At 71.9% G+C, this 19,299-nt stretch carries 18 protein-coding genes and 1 other RNA gene; 12 read left to right on the top strand and 7 right to left on the bottom strand.

Features of this window, described 5'->3' with window-relative positions; genetic code table 11:
* The first annotated feature begins 168 nt into the window (after positions 1-168).
* Positions 169-732, top strand: coding sequence for a hypothetical protein (locus tag U8525_RS30860; RefSeq protein ID WP_374270292.1), 564 nt, complete (start codon positions 169-171; stop codon positions 730-732).
* An 8-nt stretch (positions 733-740) separates the two neighbouring features.
* On the opposite strand, the gene rnpB is transcribed toward U8525_RS30860, so the two are convergent.
* Positions 741-1,134: RNase P RNA component class A (gene rnpB / locus U8525_RS30855), an RNA gene on the bottom strand.
* A 111-nt stretch (positions 1,135-1,245) separates the two neighbouring features.
* Here rnpB and U8525_RS30850 point away from each other — a divergent pair.
* The 8 genes from U8525_RS30850 to U8525_RS30815 all read left to right on the top strand — a co-directional run bounded on the left by U8525_RS30850 (position 1,246) and on the right by U8525_RS30815 (position 11,638).
* A complete protein-coding gene (locus tag U8525_RS30850; protein ID WP_374270291.1) occupies positions 1,246-1,536 on the top strand; it encodes a hypothetical protein in 291 nt (96 codons plus the stop codon).
* Positions 1,537-1,663: 127 nt separating this feature from the next.
* On the top strand, positions 1,664-2,029 hold the full coding sequence (locus U8525_RS30845) for a hypothetical protein (RefSeq protein ID WP_374270290.1): 366 nt from the start codon (positions 1,664-1,666) through the stop codon (positions 2,027-2,029).
* A gap of 282 nt (positions 2,030-2,311) precedes the next feature.
* Entirely contained in the window at positions 2,312-3,058 is a 747-nt protein-coding gene (locus U8525_RS30840) for a formylglycine-generating enzyme family protein (RefSeq protein WP_374270289.1), read from the top strand.
* A 217-nt stretch (positions 3,059-3,275) separates the two neighbouring features.
* On the top strand, positions 3,276-3,767 hold the full coding sequence (locus U8525_RS30835; RefSeq protein WP_374270288.1) for a hypothetical protein: 492 nt from the start codon (positions 3,276-3,278) through the stop codon (positions 3,765-3,767).
* 46 nt (positions 3,768-3,813) lie between these two features.
* Positions 3,814-5,589 carry an Hsp70 family protein gene (locus U8525_RS30830; protein ID WP_374270287.1) on the top strand — a complete coding sequence of 592 codons (1,776 nt, stop codon included), beginning with the start codon at positions 3,814-3,816 and terminating at the stop codon, positions 5,587-5,589.
* 477 nt (positions 5,590-6,066) lie between these two features.
* A complete protein-coding gene (locus U8525_RS30825) occupies positions 6,067-7,587 on the top strand; it encodes a S16 family serine protease (protein ID WP_374270286.1) in 1,521 nt (506 codons plus the stop codon).
* Complete coding sequence (locus U8525_RS30820) at positions 7,584-9,860, top strand: DnaJ domain-containing protein (protein WP_374270285.1); 2,277 nt, start codon at positions 7,584-7,586, stop codon at positions 9,858-9,860. The genes U8525_RS30825 and U8525_RS30820 overlap by 4 nt, the downstream gene beginning before the upstream one ends.
* Complete coding sequence (locus U8525_RS30815; protein ID WP_374270284.1) at positions 9,857-11,638, top strand: tetratricopeptide repeat protein; 1,782 nt, start codon at positions 9,857-9,859, stop codon at positions 11,636-11,638. The genes U8525_RS30820 and U8525_RS30815 overlap by 4 nt, the downstream gene beginning before the upstream one ends.
* A gap of 58 nt (positions 11,639-11,696) precedes the next feature.
* Here the strand turns inward: U8525_RS30815 and U8525_RS30810 are convergent, their stop codons facing one another.
* Both U8525_RS30810 and U8525_RS30805 read right to left on the bottom strand, forming a co-directional pair.
* On the bottom strand, positions 11,697-12,347 hold the full coding sequence (locus U8525_RS30810) for a ribonuclease HI family protein (RefSeq protein WP_374270283.1): 651 nt from the start codon (positions 12,345-12,347) through the stop codon (positions 11,697-11,699).
* 30 nt (positions 12,348-12,377) lie between these two features.
* Positions 12,378-13,112 (bottom strand): zinc ribbon domain-containing protein, encoded by a 735-nt coding sequence (locus U8525_RS30805; RefSeq protein ID WP_374270282.1) that lies wholly within the window; start codon positions 13,110-13,112, stop codon positions 12,378-12,380.
* Positions 13,113-13,438: 326 nt separating this feature from the next.
* Between U8525_RS30805 and U8525_RS30800 the strand changes: the two genes are divergently transcribed.
* Together U8525_RS30800 and U8525_RS30795 are read left to right on the top strand one after the other, a co-directional pair.
* Positions 13,439-14,077: a hypothetical protein gene (locus U8525_RS30800; protein WP_374270281.1), complete on the top strand. Its 639-nt coding sequence runs from the start codon at positions 13,439-13,441 to the stop codon at positions 14,075-14,077.
* 161 nt (positions 14,078-14,238) lie between these two features.
* Entirely contained in the window at positions 14,239-14,424 is a 186-nt protein-coding gene (locus U8525_RS30795; RefSeq protein WP_374270280.1) for a hypothetical protein, read from the top strand.
* 149 nt (positions 14,425-14,573) lie between these two features.
* Here the strand turns inward: U8525_RS30795 and U8525_RS30790 are convergent, their stop codons facing one another.
* Positions 14,574-14,861, bottom strand: coding sequence for a TIGR02300 family protein (locus U8525_RS30790; RefSeq protein ID WP_374270279.1), 288 nt, complete (start codon positions 14,859-14,861; stop codon positions 14,574-14,576).
* A 142-nt stretch (positions 14,862-15,003) separates the two neighbouring features.
* Between U8525_RS30790 and U8525_RS30785 the strand changes: the two genes are divergently transcribed.
* Entirely contained in the window at positions 15,004-16,281 is a 1,278-nt protein-coding gene (locus U8525_RS30785) for a GYF domain-containing protein (protein ID WP_374270278.1), read from the top strand.
* 133 nt (positions 16,282-16,414) lie between these two features.
* Here the strand turns inward: U8525_RS30785 and U8525_RS30780 are convergent, their stop codons facing one another.
* From U8525_RS30780 to U8525_RS30770, 3 genes are read right to left on the bottom strand one after another with little or no spacing between them, the layout of a single operon-like run.
* Entirely contained in the window at positions 16,415-16,675 is a 261-nt protein-coding gene (locus tag U8525_RS30780) for a DUF3006 domain-containing protein (protein ID WP_374270277.1), read from the bottom strand.
* Complete coding sequence (locus U8525_RS30775) at positions 16,672-18,024, bottom strand: ComEC/Rec2 family competence protein (RefSeq protein WP_374270276.1); 1,353 nt, start codon at positions 18,022-18,024, stop codon at positions 16,672-16,674. Before U8525_RS30775 ends, U8525_RS30780 begins: the two co-directional genes overlap by 4 nt.
* On the bottom strand, positions 18,021-19,259 hold the full coding sequence (locus U8525_RS30770) for a ComEC/Rec2 family competence protein (RefSeq protein ID WP_374270275.1): 1,239 nt from the start codon (positions 19,257-19,259) through the stop codon (positions 18,021-18,023). The genes U8525_RS30775 and U8525_RS30770 overlap by 4 nt, the downstream gene beginning before the upstream one ends.
* Positions 19,260-19,299 lie beyond the last annotated feature (40 nt).

The following is a 19,299-nucleotide window of genomic DNA, read 5'->3' as shown; positions in this document are numbered from 1 at the left end:
CCGGCCCCGCGGGCGCGGCCCCGCCCCGGGGGGGGGGGGGGGGGGGGGGGGGGGGGGGCACCTGCGCCAGGAGCGCGTCGAGGGGGGTCGGGGTCTTCATCGCCGCTCCGCATACACCAACGCGCAGTTGGATGCAGCGCCCGTGGCCGGGTAGAACGGCCCTCCGTCATGCGCCTTCCGCCCCTGAACGTCCTGTTGACCGCCACCGTCCTGCTGGGGAGTGCCAGCGCCTGCATCGTGGAGGCCCCCGGCGGGGCCAGCGACCAGGAGCGCCGCGCGGCTACCGTCGCCCAGGTGCCGCCGCTGTCCATCCGCAGCGGCGCCAACCTGGGCGGCAAGGTGGAGGTGGTGGGCGCGTCGGTGCAGCCGGGACGCATCCCCGTGGGAGACCAGGGTCGCGTCACCGTCTTCTTCAAGGTGCTCCAGCCGATTGAGGAGGACTACCTCGTCTTCGTTCACGTGGAGGACGCGGACGGGCGCATGGAGCGCCTCAACCTGGACCACAAGCCCGCGGGCGGCCTGTACCCCACCACGCAGTGGAAGGTGGGGGAGACGGTGAAGGACGAGTTCGTCATCGCGCTGCCGCAGGGCGCGACGCCGCGCGCGCTGAACGTGTGGATGGGCCTGTGGGAGCCGCGCAACGACAGCCGCCTGCCGCTCACCAACCCGGAGGCGGTGCGCAATGACGGTCGGGGGCGCATCCTGCTGGCGCAGGTCCCCGTGGGCGGGTGACAGGAAAAAACCGGAGCGGCCCTGTAAGCCGGGTTTTGTTCCCACCCCTTTCGGGATGGGCGGCGAACATTCATCTAGGGCCCTGGTTGCCCAGGGGCCTCGTCAGCGAGCAACCCGAGCGCATGGGACGGGCCATCCCTGTCCCCTTTCGGGGACGCGCTCCTATTGGCTCTTGCTCCAGGTGGGGTTTACCGTGCCGTCCGGGTCACCCCGGACGCGGTGCGCTCTTACCGCACCGTTTCACCCTTACCCGCCCCCTCTCGGGAACGGGCGGTCTGTTTTCTGTGGCACTTTCCTGCGAGTCGCCTCGACTGGCCGTTAGCCAGCACCCTGCCCTGTGGAGCCCGGACTTTCCTCCCGCCATCCATGCCTGCGATGGCCGGCGTTCACCCGGGCCGCTCCGGCACTCCGGGGATACAACAGCCCGCCCACGCGGGTCCACCTTCTGGAAGGGCCGCTGTCGCGCAGCCGTCGCCGCCGGCCTCACCGGGTGAGCGTCTGGGGGCTTGTCGGGTGCTGCCGCGCCTGAGCGGCCCGAAGTCCCCGCGAGCGGCGGAGCGCTCCCGCTACATCGCCGCCGCGAAGCCGTTCGGCTTCCGCGGGGTGGGGCTCTACTTCCAGTCGAAGGTGGCGGACGCGCTCGTGCGCAACGACCTGCGGCCGGCGGAGCAGGGGGGGCCGCTGGTGGGCGTGCTCGGCACCTACAAGCGGTTGCAGGTCCCGGAAGCCCGAGGAGGGCTTCGACGCGCTGTTCTTCGCCCGGCTGGGGCCGGACGGTTTCACCGTGGAGGAGGGGCAACGTGAAGTTCGATGAGCTGGACGCGAAGATGCGCGTGTTCGAGACCGCGCACGACCTGTGCGTGCTGCCCGGCGTGTTCGGGGACCTGGGCCCGTTCGACAGCCGCAGCTGCGAGCCGCGAACGCCGGGCTCGTGCGCGACTACTTCCGCTGGCGCAGCGAGGACGCGCACCGCAACGCGCTGCCCGCGCACTGCTACTGGAGGCTGCGCCGTGAAGGGAAGGGCGTGGCGGATGCCACGGCCATGCTCGCGTGCCTGTCGGTGGCGGAGAAGAACGCGCTGCTCTTCCAGCGGGGCGTGAACTTCAACGACCTGCCGAACTGGCAGAAGCGCGGGACGGGCCTCTACCGGGAGACCTACGCGAAGGAGACACGCAACCCGAGGATGGGGGTGACGGTCCTCGCGGAGCGTCGCCGCATCAAGCTGGATTTCCGGCCGCCGATGAAGGACGCGTGTGACGCCTTCATCGTGTCGTTGCTGGAGGACGTGGGTCGATGAGCGTGGACCTGGATCGCCTGATGCGCGTCAGTATCGGGAATGCGCCCGGCACGTCTGGAACACGTACTTCCAGCCTGTCATCCTGAGGGCGCGAGTCCTCGCCACGCACCAGCCGGAGCTGGGGGGCTGTGATGTGCTGCTGGAGTACCAGGCCGCGAAGTTCGAACATGCCTCTCGATGACACCTTCGACTTCGTTCCTGGTCTCTTCGGGCGCTGCGCTCCTTGTGTTCATGGCGGGTTGTGGCACCGCGAAAGAGATCACGGCTCCACGCGTCGCCAGCGTGGAGCCCTCTCCCTCGCCGGAATCGGTGTGGCTGCCGGCCGGGCGCTTCGAGATGGGCTCACCGGCGGGTGAGCCGGGGCGGGACGTGGACGAGGGGCCCCGGACGGAGGTCGCGTTCGAGCGCTTCCGGATGGACGTGACGCCCGTGACGGTGCGGGCCTTCGCCGCGCGACGTGAGCAGGTGCGCGCGAAGGACCCGCAGGCGCGCTGGTGGACCGATGCGGAGACCCCGGAGGGGTGGCTCGGCCGCTGCAACCTGGACTCCGAGCGCGCGGCGCACCCCGTGAACTGCGTGGACTGGCGCGCCGCGCGGGCCTACTGCGAGCTTGCCGGGGGCGCGCTGCCGACGGAGGCGGAGTGGGAGTACGCCGTGCGCGCCTCGACGGTCTCCGCCTTCTGGTGGGGCGAGTCGTTCGAGGTGGAGCACGTGGTCGGCTCGGTGTCCTGCGCGTCGCGCGGCTGCCTCAGCGGCACCGCCCCGGTCGTCCACGCCGGGCCGCGCTGCAACGGCTGGGGGCTCTGCGACATGGCCGGGAACGTGTGGCAGTGGACCTCCACCGGCTACCAGGAGCAACTGGGCGAGGCTGCGCCTGTCGGGCCCTCCGGTGAGCCGGCGAAGCCCGTCCACAAGGGAGGCTCCTGGCTCAATCACGTGCCCTCGCTGTTCCGGTCCGCCCACCGCGGCCTCGCGTACCCGAAGAACGGTCTGACCGGGGTGGGGTTCCGCTGCGTGTACCGGCCCTGAGTGACGCGGCGTCGGAGGAGAGGTGCACTCGGGGCGTTTTGAGCGCCAGTCCTGCCTGTCTTGTCCGTATTGCATGGATGGCGGTGGCTCACGGAGTCGTGAGCCACTGTCCTACCCGGGGCGGGGGATTGCGCGCGTTCGCCCCGGTGCCGCAGGATTCGCGCTCGCGCGACCGGGTGCCTCGCGGCACCGCGCGAAGGTCTAGAGGGGGAAGCACATGGTCATCTTTGGTTCGAGGCTCTTCGGCAAGTGTGATGCGATTCCGGGCCTCGGTTACGTGGCGACGAAGTTCGGTCACATCAACTTCGTGCCGCTCATCCCGCTGGAGGGCTGGCTCGTCGTGGCCGAGGAGGGCAACGGCTGGCGCGGACAGGCCATCTCCATGAGCGGCAAGTCCGTGCTCACGGCGTGGGCGCGCCTCCTTTTCATTGTCGTGGGGGCATTCTCGCTGCTCTTCGGCTTCTTCTCCTTCTCGAATCACGAGGGGAGCGCCATCCCCGTCGGCCTCTTGGGCCTGGCCTGCATCGGAGGGCTCATCGCTTCGTACAAGTGGAGGTGGGTGACCCACGCGTCGCCGGAGCGCGCGCTGGAGATCGCCCAGCAGGCGGGGATCAGCGCGGAGGGGCTGGCGCAGCTGCGCCGCATGTACGCCGCTCCCACTCCCGCCGTCGCCGCGCCTGCTCAGCCGTGGACTCCGCCGGAGTCCTAGTCCGCCGCTCGCGGTCCTTCGCCGAAAGGCCCTGGGTTCACCTCGCATGAGTCACGTCGTTGGCATCGATCTGGGCACCACGCACTCGCTGGTGGCCGCGCTCGACAGCGCGGGCCGTCCCAACCTCCTGACCAACCGGTTGGGGAAACACCTCACGCCTTCCGTGGTGGGGCTGGACGCGGAGGGGCGGCTGCATGTGGGCGAGTCCGCGCGGGCGCAGCTGCTCGTGCATCCGGAGCGCACCATCGCGGAGGTGAAGCGGCGCATGGGCCGCGATCTGCCGGTGACGCTCGGGGACCGGCGCTACAGCCCCACGGAGATCTCCGCGCTCATCCTGCGCGCGCTGCGTGAGGACGCGGAGCGGGCGCTGGGCGGCGCGGTGACGGAGGCGGTGGTCACGGTGCCCGCCTACTTCAGCGATGCCCAGCGCCAGGCGACCAAGGACGCGGGCGAACTCGCGGGGCTCAAGGTGGAGCGGCTGCTCAACGAGCCCACCGCCGCGGCGCTCGCGTACGGCGTGAACCACCTGGACGCAGAGCAGTACGTGCTGGTCTACGACCTGGGCGGCGGCACGTTCGACGTGTCGGTGCTGGAGATGTTCCAGGGCGTGCTGGACGTGAAGGCCTCCGCGGGCAACAACCAGCTGGGAGGCAGCGACTTCGATCAGGCGCTGGCCGCGTGGCTGGGCGCGGAGTTCGAGCGCGCCCACGGCGTGTCGCTGGCAGGGAACCTGGCGGCGCAGGTGCGGCTCAAGGCCGCGGCGGAGGCCGCGAAGATCGCGCTCACGTCCGTGGAGTCCACGCCTGTCATCGTGCCGTTCCTCGCGCCGGGCAGGGGCGGCACGCCCGCGTCGCTGGAGGTGGAGGTGACGCGCGCGAGGTTCGAGGCGCTGATCACCGACCTGGTGCGCTCCACGCTCGAGCCGATGGAGAGCGCGCTGAAGGACGCGAAGCTGTCCAAGAAGTCCATCGCGGAGGTGGTGCTGGTGGGGGGCAGCTCGCGAGTGCCGCTGGTGCGTCGGCTGCTCGCCGACTACTTCGGGCGCGAGCCGCGCGATGGCGTCCACCCCGACGAGGCGGTGGCGCTGGGGGCCGCGCTTCAGGCGGGGCTGAAGACGGGCGCGATGAGCGCCGCGCACGGCATCATGATCACCGACGTGTGTCCGTTCACGCTGGGCGTGGAGGTGCAGGCGACGGTGGGGCGCGAGCGGGTGGGCGGGGTCTTCTCGCCGCTCATCCCGCGCAACACGACGGTGCCGGTGTCGCGCACGGAGACCTTCGCCACCACGGCGGAGGGGCAGCGCGCGGTGGAGATCCGCGTGTTCCAGGGCGAGGCGCGGCTGGTGAAGGACAACCTGTTCCTGGACGCGTACACGGTGGAGGGCGTGCCGCCCGGGCGCGCGGGCGCGGAGAAGGTCGCCGTCACGTTCACCTACGACATCAACGGCATCCTCGACGTCACGACGCGAGTCGTCTCCACGGGCAAGGAGGCCACGCTGGTGGTGGACAAGCGCTCACAGCGCCTGGGGCCGGAGCAGCGGCAGGAGGCGAAGGAGCGGCTGGCGCGCGATTGGGGCGCGGCCCCCGCACCCGGAGCACCGGTGTCCGCCCCCGCGCCGGTGGCCGCACAGGCGCCTCCGGAGGCCGAAGCGGATGCGCTGTTGAACGCGGCGACTGAACGGATCGCGACCGCGCCGGCGAGCGTGCGGCCCCGGCTGGAGTCGCTGTGCAATGCCTTGCGCGAAGCCCGTGCGAAGGGTGACCGCGTCGCCGCGTCCCGCCTGGACGCCGAGCTGACCGATCTGCTGTTCGACCTGGGCTGAGCGAGCGCGTGCGGCGGACTGAATGTCAGTGCCTGGTGATGTGGCGCCTTCTCGGCCTGGTCGGGCTTGGCCGGGCCGGTGCTCGTGCGCGAGGTGCGCGCATGCCCTTGGTAGAGCTCCAACGCGCGCATGCCGCGCTCGACCGAACTCTCGGCGTGGTTGGTATTGGCCGAAGCGCTCCTCCTGGAGCGCGCATGTCCCCGATGGAACTCAGGCGCGGTCATGCAGTGCAAGGACAAGTTCTCGGTGTGGTTGGCCTTGGCCGGAGCGCACTGCTTGGCGCATCCATGCTCCTGACGGAACTCGAGCGCGCGGTGGCGCTGCGCCCGGCCAAACCTTCGGTGCGGTTGGCATTGGCTGGCGCGCACTGCTTGGAGCACCCATGCTCCTGACGGGACTTGAGCGCTCGGTCATGCCGCGCAAGGACAAACTCTCGACGCGGTTGGTCTTGGCCGAAGCACTCCTCCTGGAGCACGCATGCTCCTGACAGAGCTCAAGCGCGCGGTGGTGCTGCGCCCGGCCGAATCGTCGGCGCGACTGGCATTGGCGGAAGCGCTCTTCCAGGAGCGCGACTTTCGCGGCGCCGCGGAGCATGCGCGCAAGGCGCTGGGCCTGGGCGGAGGCGGGCCTGCACGCCGTCTGCTGTGCGGGGCGCTGGCGCGCGACGGAAAGCGCGCGGACGCGCTGAAGTTGCTGGAGGCGTCCGTGCGCGACACTCCGCGCGATGCGTCCCTGCGCGCGGAGTTCATCTCGCTCCTTGAGGAGGATCATCCGGACGACGCGCTCGTGCATGCGTTCGAGGCAATTGAAGCCGCCCCCGGTGAGTTGGATGCGTGGCGCGCCGTCATCCGCCTGTGCGAGCGCACGAACCGTCCAGCCGAAGCCCTGCCCGCGCTGAGGCGGGCCCGGATGCTCGCGCCCGAGGACCCGCGCCTCGCGGAGTCGGTGCTCGGGGCTCGCGCGGCGCTCGGGCTGCCGGCCACCACCGCCATGCTGGACGCGCCGCCCCTGGAGCAGGCCGTGCAGGCGCTCAAGCTGCCCACGGCGCGCGCCGCGCTCACCGAGGCGAAGCTCGACGCGGCCGTCGAAGCGCTGTCCCGGGGCTCGGTCGCGGAGGCGAAGCGGCAGCTCGTCGTTGCTCCCGCGGCGACCCGGAGCAGCGCCGCCGCGGCGCTGCTCCGCGCGGAGCTGCTGTGGCTGGAGGGGCGTCCCGCCGCCCAGGTCGAGGAGGCCCGGCGCGCGGTGCTCGATTTGCCAGGAGCACCGGGGGCCGCGGCGCTGCGTCTGGGAGATTCGCGGCTCGAAGCTGGAGCACTGGATGAAGCTGGCGAGCTCTATGCCCGCGCGGCCTCGAACGGAGAATCGCTGGTGGTAGCGGGGCGCGAGGCCGAGGTCGCCGAACGTCGCCGTCTGCTCGCGCGCGACCTGCCCGCGGTCGGGCGCCTGGGCGTGCTCGGCTGGCATCCCGGAGGCGGGCATGTGTCTCCGCTGGAGGCAGTGGTGGTCCCCGGGCGAGGCGTGCTGCGGTGCAGTGGTCGCGTGGGGCCTGAAGGGCAGGAGGCCGCGGACGTGGCCTTCAGCGTGGTGCGTGCCCGCGCGCCCGCGCTGAGCCTGGGAACGCTCACGGCCCGCTATGACCTGCACCTGCACTACACGGACACCGAGGTCGGCAAGGACGGTCTGTCTTGCGGCCTCGCGCTCTGCCTGGCGGGGCTCTCCGCGTACACGCAGCGCCCGTTGCCCGCGCGGCTGGCCGTGACGGGAGAGATCACGCTGAACGGTGAAGTGCGGCGGGTGGGTGGCGTGCACGAGAAGTTGGTGGCCGCGTACCTCGAAGGCATGCGCGTGGTGCTGCACCCGCGCCGCAACCTGGACGACGTGGCGACGCTGCCACCCGAGGTGTCCGGGCGACTGCGATTGATCGCGGTGGACAGCTTGGATGAAGCGTGGCGGCTCGTGAATACGGCCGTGAACACGCCAGGACTGGAGCGAAGGTGAACAACGAGCCCCGCCAGAACCCCTACGAGGTGCTGGGCGTCGAGAAGGACGCGGATGCCCGCGTCATCAAGAAGGCCTACTTCGAGCGCGTCCGGCAGACCCCGCCGGAGACGCATCCGGAGGACTTCCGGCGCCTGCGCGAAGCGTACGAGCTGCTCTCCGACCCCGAAGCGCGACAGGCCTTCGACGCCAGCGCCGCGCAACAGGCGGACGGCCCGGAGGCGGAGAAGAACGCCGCCCTCCAGGAGGCCATCAACCTGTTCGAGTCCGGTGACAAGGTCGGCGGCCGCAGGTATCTCACCGTGCTGCTCAACGAGCAGCCGGACTTCCACGACGCGCGAATCCTGCTGGGCCGTCACTTCCTCTACGAGGGCGACGCCAAGGAGGCGCTGGCGGAGTTCGACGCCCTGCTCGCGCGAGCACCGGAGCACTGGCGGGGGCACCTGCAACGGGGCTGGGCGCTGGTCCGCCTGGAGCGAATGAAGGAGGCAGCGGACGCCTTCTGGCGCGCGGGCAAGCACGGCCCTTCGGAGGTGGCCCCACGCGTGGCGCTGGCGGACTGCCTGGAGGCCATGGGGCAGGTGGCGGATGCGCTCAAGGTGCTCGAAGAGGCCCAGTCGCTGCCCGGCATCTCGCGGATGGACGTGCTCGCCCTCAAGGTGCGGCGCATCGCGACGATGCTGGAGTTCGGCCAGGACGCCGCGGCCAAGAAGGAATTGGAGCAGCTCGATGCTGAAGTTCCGGAGAGCGCGGACGCCGAGCTGCGCCGCTGGACCGGCGGCCAGCTCTCCTCGGCCGCCGCGCATCTCTTCTCCCAGCAGAAGTCCCAGGGCGCGAACCAGCTGCTCGCGTTCGGCCGGCGCTTCAACCCGGAGAGCACCACCGAGATCGCGTACCCGACGTGCGTCAGCCTGGACATCGACGCCCTGCCGGCCATCACGCGCGAATGGCTCGATGCGGAGGCCGAGCGCTCGAACGGCTGGCGCACGACCTCCAACTGGGGGATCCCGGCGGCGTTCTCGCTCGCGTTCGCCACGGTCACCGGGCTCATGCTCGCGCACTGCTTCCTCGGCACCGAGGCGCGGAGCGCCGGCGACTGGCTGTGGTGCGCGTTCTTCTCCGCGCTCTTCTTCGCCAGCACCTACGCCGTGGTCCGCTACCTCCTGCGGGTGTTGGCGAGCCCCTATGGGGCCTTCAACACCATCCATCCGCTGCACCTGGTGATGGTGAAGATCGACACCGTCCTCGTGTGGCCCCTCGTGCACCTGCAGGACCTGCGGCTGGTGAACCACCAGACCAACGGCGTCTACAAGCACACCGAGCTGGAGATGAAGTTCAACGGGTTGCGCGTGGTGCTGAACGTGCGCGGCCAGAAGAAGGCGGAAGGCGTGGCGCAGGAGCTGGTTGCCCGGCGCCGCCGGGTGCTGGAGCTGCTCGGCCGGGGGATGCTCGATGCGGAGAGTGGCGTGGAGCACCTGCCCGCGGAGCTGCTGGCCCGCGCCGACACCCACGGCCATGTCGGCACGGAGCGGAGCAGCTCGCCCTGGTTGCGCGCGGCCGCCGCCGCGTGTGTGGGCGTGCTGCTGGTAGGCCTCTCCGTGTTGCCGCAGCCGCGGCGGGCGGAAGCGCACGTCTGGACGCGGGTCGCGGCGCAGCCGGGGCTGGCCGCCGTGCTGACCTACCTGCGCGAGCGGCCCGGGACACGGTTCGCCCCCCAGGCCCAGGCCCGGGTGGACGCGGAGCTGGCGCAGGTCCGCGAGCGGCTCGAGGCTCGGCTGGACCCGCAGGGGGCCGCGGCACCGTCGCGTGTGTTCTTCACGGGGCTGCTGAACGCGATGTCGCGAGCCCACGGCCGCCGCGTCACCGTGGCGTGGGAGGGGGGGCGAGAATTTCGGAAGGACGATCCGTCGGAGCGGCTCGTGACCGCGTGGCAGCGGGTGATGGACGAGGCGCTGGGGCAGGGCGTCGTCCTCGTGGATGGAGGCCGGGAGGCCAGCCGTGAAGGGGCTCCAGTCATGCTCCTCCGGGTGCGGGACGTGCTTCAGCCGTCGTCCGGGAGCACCGGAGCCCAGCGCGTCTGGGCCGTCTCGCAGGAGGGCTTGGGACAGGACGTGTCTGCTCCGGCGCTGGAGCTGTTCACGGACGCGGCGGATCCGCGTGCCGCGGAGGTGCTCTTCCACGCGTGGGTGGACCGCTGGCATCTGCCTGGAGCGGGGAGCCGCCGTCCCTTGCTGTTCACCGCCTCGACGCTTGCCCAGGAGTCCCAGCCGTGAGTGCCCCTTCGACTTCTCCCCGCCGCGCGTGGTGGGTGCTGGGCGGAATCGGTGCCGGCGCGCTCGTGGCCGTCGGGCTCGTGCGCTACGCCATGGACTTCCAGGATGTGCTCTTCGTCAACGCCCTGGAGATTCCGGTCACGGTGACCGCGGGCGGCGCGCGGTTCACGCTCGAGCCCGATGCGCACCTCACGCGGCGGATGCCTTCCGGCCCCATGGACGTGGAGGTGGTCCGTGAGGGACGCACGCTGGCCCGTGACTCGGTGGTCGTGACGGATGAGCGAGGCCTCTTCGTCTACAACGTCCTGGGCGCCGCGCCGCTGTACACGTCGGTCATCTACTACTCGCGGTCACCGAATCCCAACGAGCCGGGCGCCGTCCCACAGCCCCTGGCGGGCCCGAGTTTCCAGCGGACCCGGCCCATCGACTTCGTGCTCACCGAGCCTCCGTCGCGCATGTCGATGCGCAAGGAGGATGGGCAGACGGTGACACGCGTCCATCTGGGGAAGGCCCCGGGCGGCTGGATGACGAGCTACGGCTGGCTGATGTCCCTCCATCGCACGGCCGACGCGGCCCTGCTGGCGGAGTCGCTCTGGAAGGCCCTGCCGGAGACTCCGGGCGTGGAGCATGCGGCCCTTGGCGCGAAGCTGGTGGTCGCGCACGAGGAAGGGCTCCTCGCCTCGCTGGCCGTATCGAGGGCACACCGCGACGCGCATCCGGACGACGTGGACGCGCAGAGGCTCTGGATGCACGAGATGCGCCGCGCCGGGCGCGACGACGAGGTCCGTGCCTATTACCAGGCCGCGCTGGAGCGCGAGCCCGGCTCGATGCTGATGGGCATCCTGCTGGCGCGGACGGAGCCGGAGCCCGCGGCGACCGAGCGGCTGGAGAAGCTGATGCGCGACCATCCCGGGGAGCTGCTTCCCCGCCGTGCGCTCGCCGTGCGCTACACGCGGCAGAGCCGCTGGGCGGAGGGGCTCACGCTGCTGGAGGCGATGGAGCAGAGCGATCCAGACTACGCGCGCTACCAGGACCTGCACGCGGAGGCGCTGGTGGCCCTGGGGCGCCGCGAGGAGGCGGCCCGCAAGCTGGCGGAGCGCCTGCTGCGGCCCACGGACAAGGATGAGGGGCCGGACCTTGACGACGTGCGGCTCTACGCGAAGCTGGTGGGGCACGCCTCTCGGGAGGGGGCCGCGAACGAGGCGATGCGGCAGCTCATCGAGCGCGCCCAGAAGGAGCGGCCGGAGGGCCTCGTGGCCGAGTGGCTCGCGGCGTCGCTCGGGCAGCCCGTGGACGCCGCGAAGCTGCGCGGCGTGCCCCCGGACCAGTCGCTCGCGGTCGCGACGCGGGTGTTGATGGCGCTCGCCGAGGAGCCCGAGTTCGCCGCGCGGGCCGCCGCAGGCGTGGACTTCCTGGGCTTCCGCCAGCTCGACACGGAGACGGGCGTGCTGCTGGCGGCGGAGTTCGAGAGGCTCGGGGACGCCGCGCTCGCGGTGAAGGTGCTGGACGCCTCCAACGCGGAGCTGGGCTACGGCGAGCTCCAGGACGTGCTGAGCGGCAAGCTGTCCGTGGCGTCGCTCAAGATGCTGGACTGGGGGGAGCGGGCCGCGCTCCACCTGGTCCTCGCGCGCCAGCTGGATGCCCGGGGCAAGGACTCCAAGGCCGCCTACGCGCTCGTGAAGAAGGAGGCCCTCCTGCCTGGCGCGGTCACCATCGCGCTCCAGAGCTGGGACCGCCCCAAGCCGGCCAACGCGGTGGCGGGGGAGCCAGTGCCCTGACGCGGGCGCCCGCCGCGGCGCGGCCAATCACTCGCCGAACGACGACACGCGCGGCGGGCTACATCCGCTCGTCGATGGCCCGGTTGCTCATCTCGTCCGCCTCCGCGTTCTGCGCGCGGGGGACGTGGGCGAGCTTCACCTTGCCGAACGTGGCCAGCAGCTTCTGCGCCTCCAGGAACAAGGGCTTCAGCGTGGGGCTCTTCACCTGGTAGCGCCCACCCAGCTGCCGGATGAGCAGCTCGCTGTCCGCGAACACCTCCACCTCGCGGGCGCCCAGGCTCTTCGCGTGCTGTAGGCCGATGAGCAGGCCCATGTACTCGGCGTAGTTGTTCGTCTGGTGCCCCAGGAACTTGCCCAGGCGCGCCACCACCGCGCCCTCGGCGTTCATCAGCACCGCCCCCGCGCCCGCGGGCCCCGGGTTTCCTCGCGCCGCTCCGTCCGAATAGACGCGCACCCGGTTCAGCGGGCCTCCAGCGGCAGGCGACACGATCTCGATGCCCGGCTCGGTGGAGTCAGCCGCTGCCAGCGGGGCGGGCCCTGAAGCGGGAGCCTCGGCCTCTCGCGGCCCGCCGCCCAGCTGCGCGGCGGCTTCGTCCAGCAGCTGGCCCAGGTGCTCGCGGGTGAGCCCGCGAAAGGCGCGCACCGTCGCCGTCAGCGGCTCCTCACGGGCGATGTGACGGAGGACGTCGACGAGCGAAGGGGTCGGCATGGGGGAGGGGACCGGAGTGACGCGCCGCCGCTACTTCTCGGCGGTGTCCTTCGGCTCCTGCAGCGCTTCGACGGCGAAGATGATGCGGTTGCACGAGGGGCACACGTCGGTGCCCAGCGTGGTGCGCAGCATGTTGTACATCTGCGGGGGCAGGTTCATGTTGCAGCCCTGGCAGGTGCCCGCCACCACGCCCACCAGCGCCGGCAGCTTCTTCTTGCGGATGACCTCGTAGCGGCGCAGCAGGGTGGCGTCCACGTTCGCGGAGACCTCCGCGCGGCGCCCCTCCAACTGCTTCACCTGGGCCTCGGACTCGCCCAGCTTCCCGCGCAGCTCCGTCATCCGGCCCGACAGGCCCTGCTGCCTGGTGGCGTAGTCCGCCTCCTTGCCCTTGATGGCCTCGCGCGCCTGACCCAGCTCCTTCACCTTCTCCGTGAGCGCCTCGGACTGGGTGAGGATGCCCTTCTTCGCGATGTCGATCTCGCGAGCGAGCGCCGAGTACTCACGCGTGGAGCGCTGGTCGGACAGGCGCGCTTCCCACTTCTTCACCTTGTCCTTCTCGTCCGTGATGTTCTGCTCGAGCAGCGCCTTCTGCTTCTCCAGGTCAGCCAGGCGTGCTCGCTCGGATTCGATGCCATTGCGCGCGACCCCCAGCTCCCGCTCCAGCTCGGAAATCTGGCGGGGATGCACGTCCGCCGCCTTCCGGAGCGAGGCGACCTCGAGGTCTACCTTCTGCAGCTCCGCCAGGGCCTTCAGTTTCTCCCGCAAGTTTGCTGCCTCCCACACGGCCGCACCGACGCGCGGCTCGGCTCTTGTACCAACAAGGGTGCTGGGGTTCCAACGCGTAATTGGGGATGCGTCCATCCCCGTGTTCCCCGCCTGCCCCTGGAGCGTTTGAATCCGCTTCACGCACCCGTTAGACCGGGCCCGTGTCCCGCCTCCATCTTCGCTCCCTTTTCGCCCCCGCGCTCCTCCTCGCCGCCACGGCCTGTCGGGAGTCGCCGCCCCCGCAGCCTCCTCCGGCCACGCCCCCTCCCGCCGCGGCCGCGCCTCGGCCCACCGGACCGGTGAAGTGGGGTGAAATCGAGGGGCGCGTGCTGCTGACCGGGACGCCTCCCCCGGCCTCCAGCGCCCCGACCTCCGCCACCGTCGCCAGCGTGTGTGGCGACCAGGCGGAGGACCGCTCGCTCGTGGTGGGTGGCGAGGGCACCCTGGCCCACGCCGTCGTGTCGCTCCAGGACGGCGCCGCGCTCCCCGCCCCGGAGACGCCCGCGCCCCAGCCCACGCTGGACCAGAAGCAGTGCCACTACGAGCCGCCCGCGCTCGCGGCCCTGGCCGGCGGCGAGCTGCTGCTGCGCAACTCCGACCCGCTGGTGCACAACGTGCGCGCCCAGTCCGGGACGAACCGTTCCGTCTTCAACGTGGCCATGCCCCTGGAGGGCATGACCCTGCGCCGCCCCCTGCCCGCCGAGCCGGGCACCGTCCAGGTCCGCTGCGACGTCCACCCCTGGATGCGCGCGGTGGTCCGCACCTTCCAGCACCCGTACTTCACCACCACCACGCCAGACGGACGCTTCCGGATGCGCGTCCCCGAAGGGGCCCACACGCTCGTCTTCTGGCACGAGCGGCTGCCCGAAACGTCGCGGACCGTCACCGTCCGCGCGGGGGAGACCGTCCAGGTCGAGCAGACCTGGAGCGTGGATGCGCTGCGTCAGCCTGGCACGGGGAACTAGCGCGTCCCTGACACCGTTGTCGCGTCCGGAGCCGGCGCAACGAAAGCGTTGGCCAGGGGTTCCGTACAAGTGCCGGGAAGCACGCCCCTTGTTCAGACTTCTGGCTTGGTGGCAAAATTGCTTTCTCGGAAGCGAACACTTCCGCATGAGGGGGAGTCGCCATGCAGCAATCCAGGAAGCAACCCACGGCGTCCGCGGAGGCGGAGCGCCTGTCCATGGGACCTCGCCGCAAGGAGGCCCGGCCGGTGGGCATGCAGGAGATGGGGCCCAACCTCTACGAGAAGATCCAGAGCGCGCTCACCGAGCTGTCGCTGGTGTCGTCCCACGAGCGCCTGAGCGGCACTTGAAGTGACGTCCCGGAGCGGCGCGGCCCTTCCCAGGGGCCCCGCTCCGGACGGGTCATTCCGGCCTCCGTGAGAGCAGGAGGCGGAAACGACGAAGGGGCCCACCCGAGCAGCTCGAGGGGCCCCGCGTGATGCGCCCACGGAAGGCGACGCTAGATGTCGTCGTCCTCGGCCTCGGTGGTCGCCTCGGCCTCCTCGTCATCGCCGAAGGAGTCGAGGTTCTCCTCGTCCTCCTCGGACGCGGCGGCCTCCTCGGGCTCGGGCTCGATGACCTTCGGAGTGGCGGCCAGGCGGCCACGCCGGGGCTCGGCGGCGGGCTTGGGCTGGTTGCGCTGATCCTCACCGCACTTGGGGCAGATGGGATCTGGCTTCTTCATGTCGTAGAACTTCGTCCCGCACTTGAAGCACGTGTGCTTGGTCCCGAGATCCTTCGCCGGCATGCGCCACCCTCGTATGAAGCCTGGAGTGAAACCGAGGGCGGCTCAATAGTTGGGCCGAAGAAGAGAGTCAACCGTGTGTTTGCGCGGGAGATTTCTGGCGGTAGCATCCCCGCCGGTTTCCCCCGAGAGCCGGACGCCCCCTTTGAACTTCACCTGCGACAATTGCCAGAAGCGGTACTCCATTGCGGACGAGAAGGTCCGCGGCAAGACGGTCAAGGTCCGCTGCAAGAACTGCCAGAACGTCATCACCGTGGAAGGGCCCGCCGAGGAGGAGAGCACCCGCGTGGTGTCGCTCGCCGACGTGGAGCGCATCCGGGCCCAGGAGCGTTCGCTGGCGGGCGGTGGCGCCGCCGCGCCCGCCGAACCGGCTCCGGTGGTCGCCGTGGCAGCGCCTGCGCCCCTCGCCAAACCTCCTGCGTCGGCTCCCCAGACACCCTGGGACGATGAGCCCACGCGCACCGCGCCCCCCCGCCAGACGGCCGGGGCTCCGTGGTTCGTGATGGTGCGCAACAAGCAGGAGGGCCCGCTCGACGAGTCGGCCGTGGCCGAGTGGATGGCCGCGGGCACCATCAGCGCGCGCAGCTTCTTCTGGCGCCAGGGCATGCCGGACTGGAAGCGCGGTTCGGACATCCCGGAGCTGGCCGCGCTGCTCACGCCCGCCGCGCCGGCGGAGCCGCCGCCCCCGCCCCCCGCCGTCGCCGCCCCTCGCGCGGCCGCGCCCGCCCGCCGCGAGCCGGAGCCCCAGCAGCCCTTCTACGCGGAGAGCGAGCCCGACCCGTCCCAGGGCGACAACGGCGGCTTCGAGCGCGACGGCGACGAGGACGAGGGCACGCTCTACGGCAACCGCGAGGCGCCCGCGCCCATGCCCACGCCGGCTCCGCGCCGCGCGGTGGCGCCGCCCGTGGACGAGGCCCCCGCGGCGAGCGCCGCGCCCCTCAACGAGCTGTTCTCCGACCTGGACCTGCCCAGCAACCGGGGCGAGGCCTCGGACGAGGAGGACCCCGGTGACGAGACGCGCGAGGACCCCCGCAACGACGAGGACGAGGAAGAGGCCGCGTCGCCGGTGGACTCGAAGGTCGCGCGCAAGCGCCCGGTGGTGCCGGCCAGGCGCGGCAGCCCGCTGAAGGTGGTGGCGCTGGTGCTGCTGCTGCTCATCGTCCTGCCGGTGGTGGCGCTGTTCGGCCTGTCGGCGGCGGGCATGCTGCCTCCCGCGCTCGCGGACATGGTCAACAAGGTGACCGGCAAGGCGCCGCCAGCCGCGCCGCCGGCGCCGCGTCAGGCCATGCCCGCGCCGGGGGCCGCCGAGCCCGTGGCGCCACCGGAGGGCTCCGTGGGGACCGCTGAACCCGCGGCGCCTGCGCAGGGCACCGCGGCGGGCGGTGAGGCCGCGGGTCCTCCGGCGGAAGGCTCCACGCCGTAGCCCACGGATGAGGTGGCCTGCCTCCGCGCCAGGCGGCGGGCAGGTCCCCAGCGCGCGTCCTGCTCCGGCCGGGTGCTCCGGCACGTCGAGCAGGACGTTCCGTTTCACGCGCACGTCGCGCCGGGCGCGCGGCTCAGAGGTCGAAGTCGCCCGCGGGGGGCTTCTTGCCGCGCATCGCGCGCTCCCTCGCGGCGCGGACGTCGGCGCGCAGGGCCTCGGTGGCCTCGGCGTCCACCGCTCCTGTCTCCAGGTCCACGACGTCCCCTTCGCGCACGCCCGCGGGCAGGGTGTCCAGCGCGCGGGTCACCTGCTGGCCATCCACCACCAGCACGGCGACCGCGTCCTCGATGCGGTCCACCGTGGCCCGGGACCGGGGCTTCGTCTTCTTCTTCACGGGTGACAGTCTCCGGCGGGCCTGCGGCCCGTGCTCAGCGCCGCCTCGCGCGTGCTCCACGTCAGCATGTTCTCCGGCTTGATGAGGCCCACGGACCGGCAGCTGGCCTTGTGGAAGATGGGTTTGTGCCTGCTCGCCCGGTAGTCGCCCGGGGTGCTGCTGGAGGACGAGCGCACCGCCTTCTCCGGCGCCTCCGCCCGCGTGTTCTTGCGCGCGGTGGGCAGATCATCCACGTCCGTCACGTCGCTGACGCGGGCCTTGCTGTCGCGCGCGGGCTCGGTCCGGACGGCCGGGGGCGGTTCGGTGGGCGCCGGCTTCACGGCGACGGCGGGCTTCACCGTCCGCTGGAGCGGCGGGCGAGGATCCAACCCCGGGAAGCGGTGCCGCGTGCCGGCGGGCTCGCCCTTCGTCGGGCGCTGGAGCGAGAGCTCGAACTGCTTGCCGTCGCTGACCGCGTGCACCTCGCCGTTCTCGTCCGTGCGGAACGTCCGCGCGTCCACGCCGCGCAGCCGCGCGAGGAGCTCCTTCACCTGGGGGCTCTTCTCCAGGCTGTCATCGCCGCTGAACACCGCCGCCTGCGGACGCACCTCCTCCAGGTACGCCTGCGAGTTCGCCCCCTCCACGCCGGGCGAGGCGACCTTCAGCAGCGTGGAGGGGGCCAGCAGCCTGCGCTCCAGCAGCCGGGCCTCCGTCTCGCCGCGCGCGCCGCCCGCGAAGAGGATCGACGTGTCGTCATACGTCAGGCGCAGCACGATGGAGTTCGCCGCGTTGCGCCCCTCCGCGTCCGCGGCTCCCCGCAGGAGCGGCTCCGCCGGCGCCCGGGGCCAGAGCACCGTGAGGCTCACCCGGTCCTCCAGCGTCAGGCGGACCAGCTCCCCGGGCGCGGAGGAGGACGGCGCGGGCGAGAGGATCTGCACCCCGCGCGAGCCCACCGTCGTCAGCAGCGCGTCGTAGGCCTTCGACGTGTCGGGCAGCTGCGGCTCCATCAGCCGCCGCGCGCCCACGCGCTTGAGCACCGCCTCCAGCGCGCCGTGGCGCTTCGGATCCGGCTGGGTGAGGATCACCAGGTCCAGCTCGCGGCGCAGCAGCTCCGGCAGACGGTTCACCAGGTGCGACTCGGCGGACGCGGGCCCCGAGTCCACCAGCACCGTGTTGCCGCGCGGCGTGACGATGAGCGCGGCATCCCCCGCGCCCACGTCGAAGAAGTACACGTGGAGCTTCCCGTCCGGCGCGCCGCCGAAGTAGCGAGACTTCTCCGGGGGCTTCTGCGCGGGGGGGGCGGACGGCTGCTGCTGACAGGCCAGGGTGGCGAGCAGCAGCCCCACCCCCAGCGCGATGCGGGCCTTCATGGATGGCAATCCTCGGCGGGGCGGCGCTCACGCAGGGCGTCGGCGCGGCGGGTGTAGACGGTGCGCTCGTTCTTCGAGCGCTTCAGGGTCGAGCAGCTCTCGCGGTGGAACACCTTGCTGCCCTTGAGCGACACGTAGCGCTCACCCGTGGTGGAGGACGTGCCCGCGGGCGCCGCGGGCTCCACCGACGTCCGGGACCGGGACGCGCCCGGCTCCGGTTCCTTCTCCATGGAGCGGCCGGCGCGGCCGCGCGGCGTGGGCTCGATGGGGCCCAGCGCCACCGGGCCTCCCGCCGGCTGCGTGCCGGACAGGCTCACGGCCCCGCCGCCCTTCGCCGAGCGCAGCGTCACGGTGGCGCCGTCGCTCACCGCCATCACCTCGCCGTCCTGGTCGGTGCGGAAGGTGCGGGCGCGCACGTCGCCCAGGCGGCCCAGGACCTCCGGGCTCGGGTGGCCGTAGTCGTTGCCCACGCCGCAGGAGATGACCGCCGCCTGCGGCTTCACGCGCTCCAGGAAGGCCGCGGTGGAGGAGTGCTTGCCGCCGTGGTGCGCCACCTTCAGCACCGTGGCGGTGAGGTCCAGGGGCTTCTGGAGCAGCACCTCCTCCGTGGGCGGCTCCGAGTCCCCCGTGAACAGGAACGCCGTCTTCCCGTAGGTGAGCTTGGTGACGATGGAGTTCGCGTTCGGGTCCGAGCGCGTGTTCGCGAGGAACGGCTCCTGGGGCACGCGCGGCCAGAGCACGGTGAGCGCCACGCCCTCCCCCAGGCCCACGGTGAGCAGCGTCTGGGGCGAGTGGGGGTTGGGCTCCGGGCTCATCACCTGGCCCACCTCGCGGCCCACGAAGTCCAGCAGGTCGCGGTACGCCTCGCTGGGGTGGTCGAAGCCGGGGTCCATGAAGCGCCTGGCCCCCACCGCCTTCAAGGCCGCGCGCAGCCCGCCCAGGTGGTCCAGGTGCGGGTGGGTGAGGATGACCAGGTCCAGCGGGCCCTTCACCAGCTCCCGCAGCCGCGCCGCCAGCCGCGAGCCGGCCTCCGGGGGGCCGCCGTCGATGAGCAGCGTCTTGCCCGTGGGCGACACGATGAGCGCCGCGTCCCCCTGGCCCACGTCGAGGAAATAGACGGTGAGCCGCCCCGGCGCGGGGGAGGGGAGGGCCGCGGGGGCCGACGCCGCGGCGGGGGCCGGCGACGCCGCGAGGAAGAGGACCAGGAGTGCGAGCAGCCGCGCGAAGACCTTCACGGGTTGGAACTCTACAGCCCCGCTCCCATTCTCGGCACCC

This window comes from Corallococcus sp. RDP092CA, from assembly GCF_041903675.1.
Taxonomy (GTDB): Bacteria; Myxococcota; Myxococcia; order Myxococcales; family Myxococcaceae; genus Corallococcus.
Note: the sequence above shows the minus strand (reverse complement) of the source record. Positions and strands in the feature narration are given on the sequence as shown.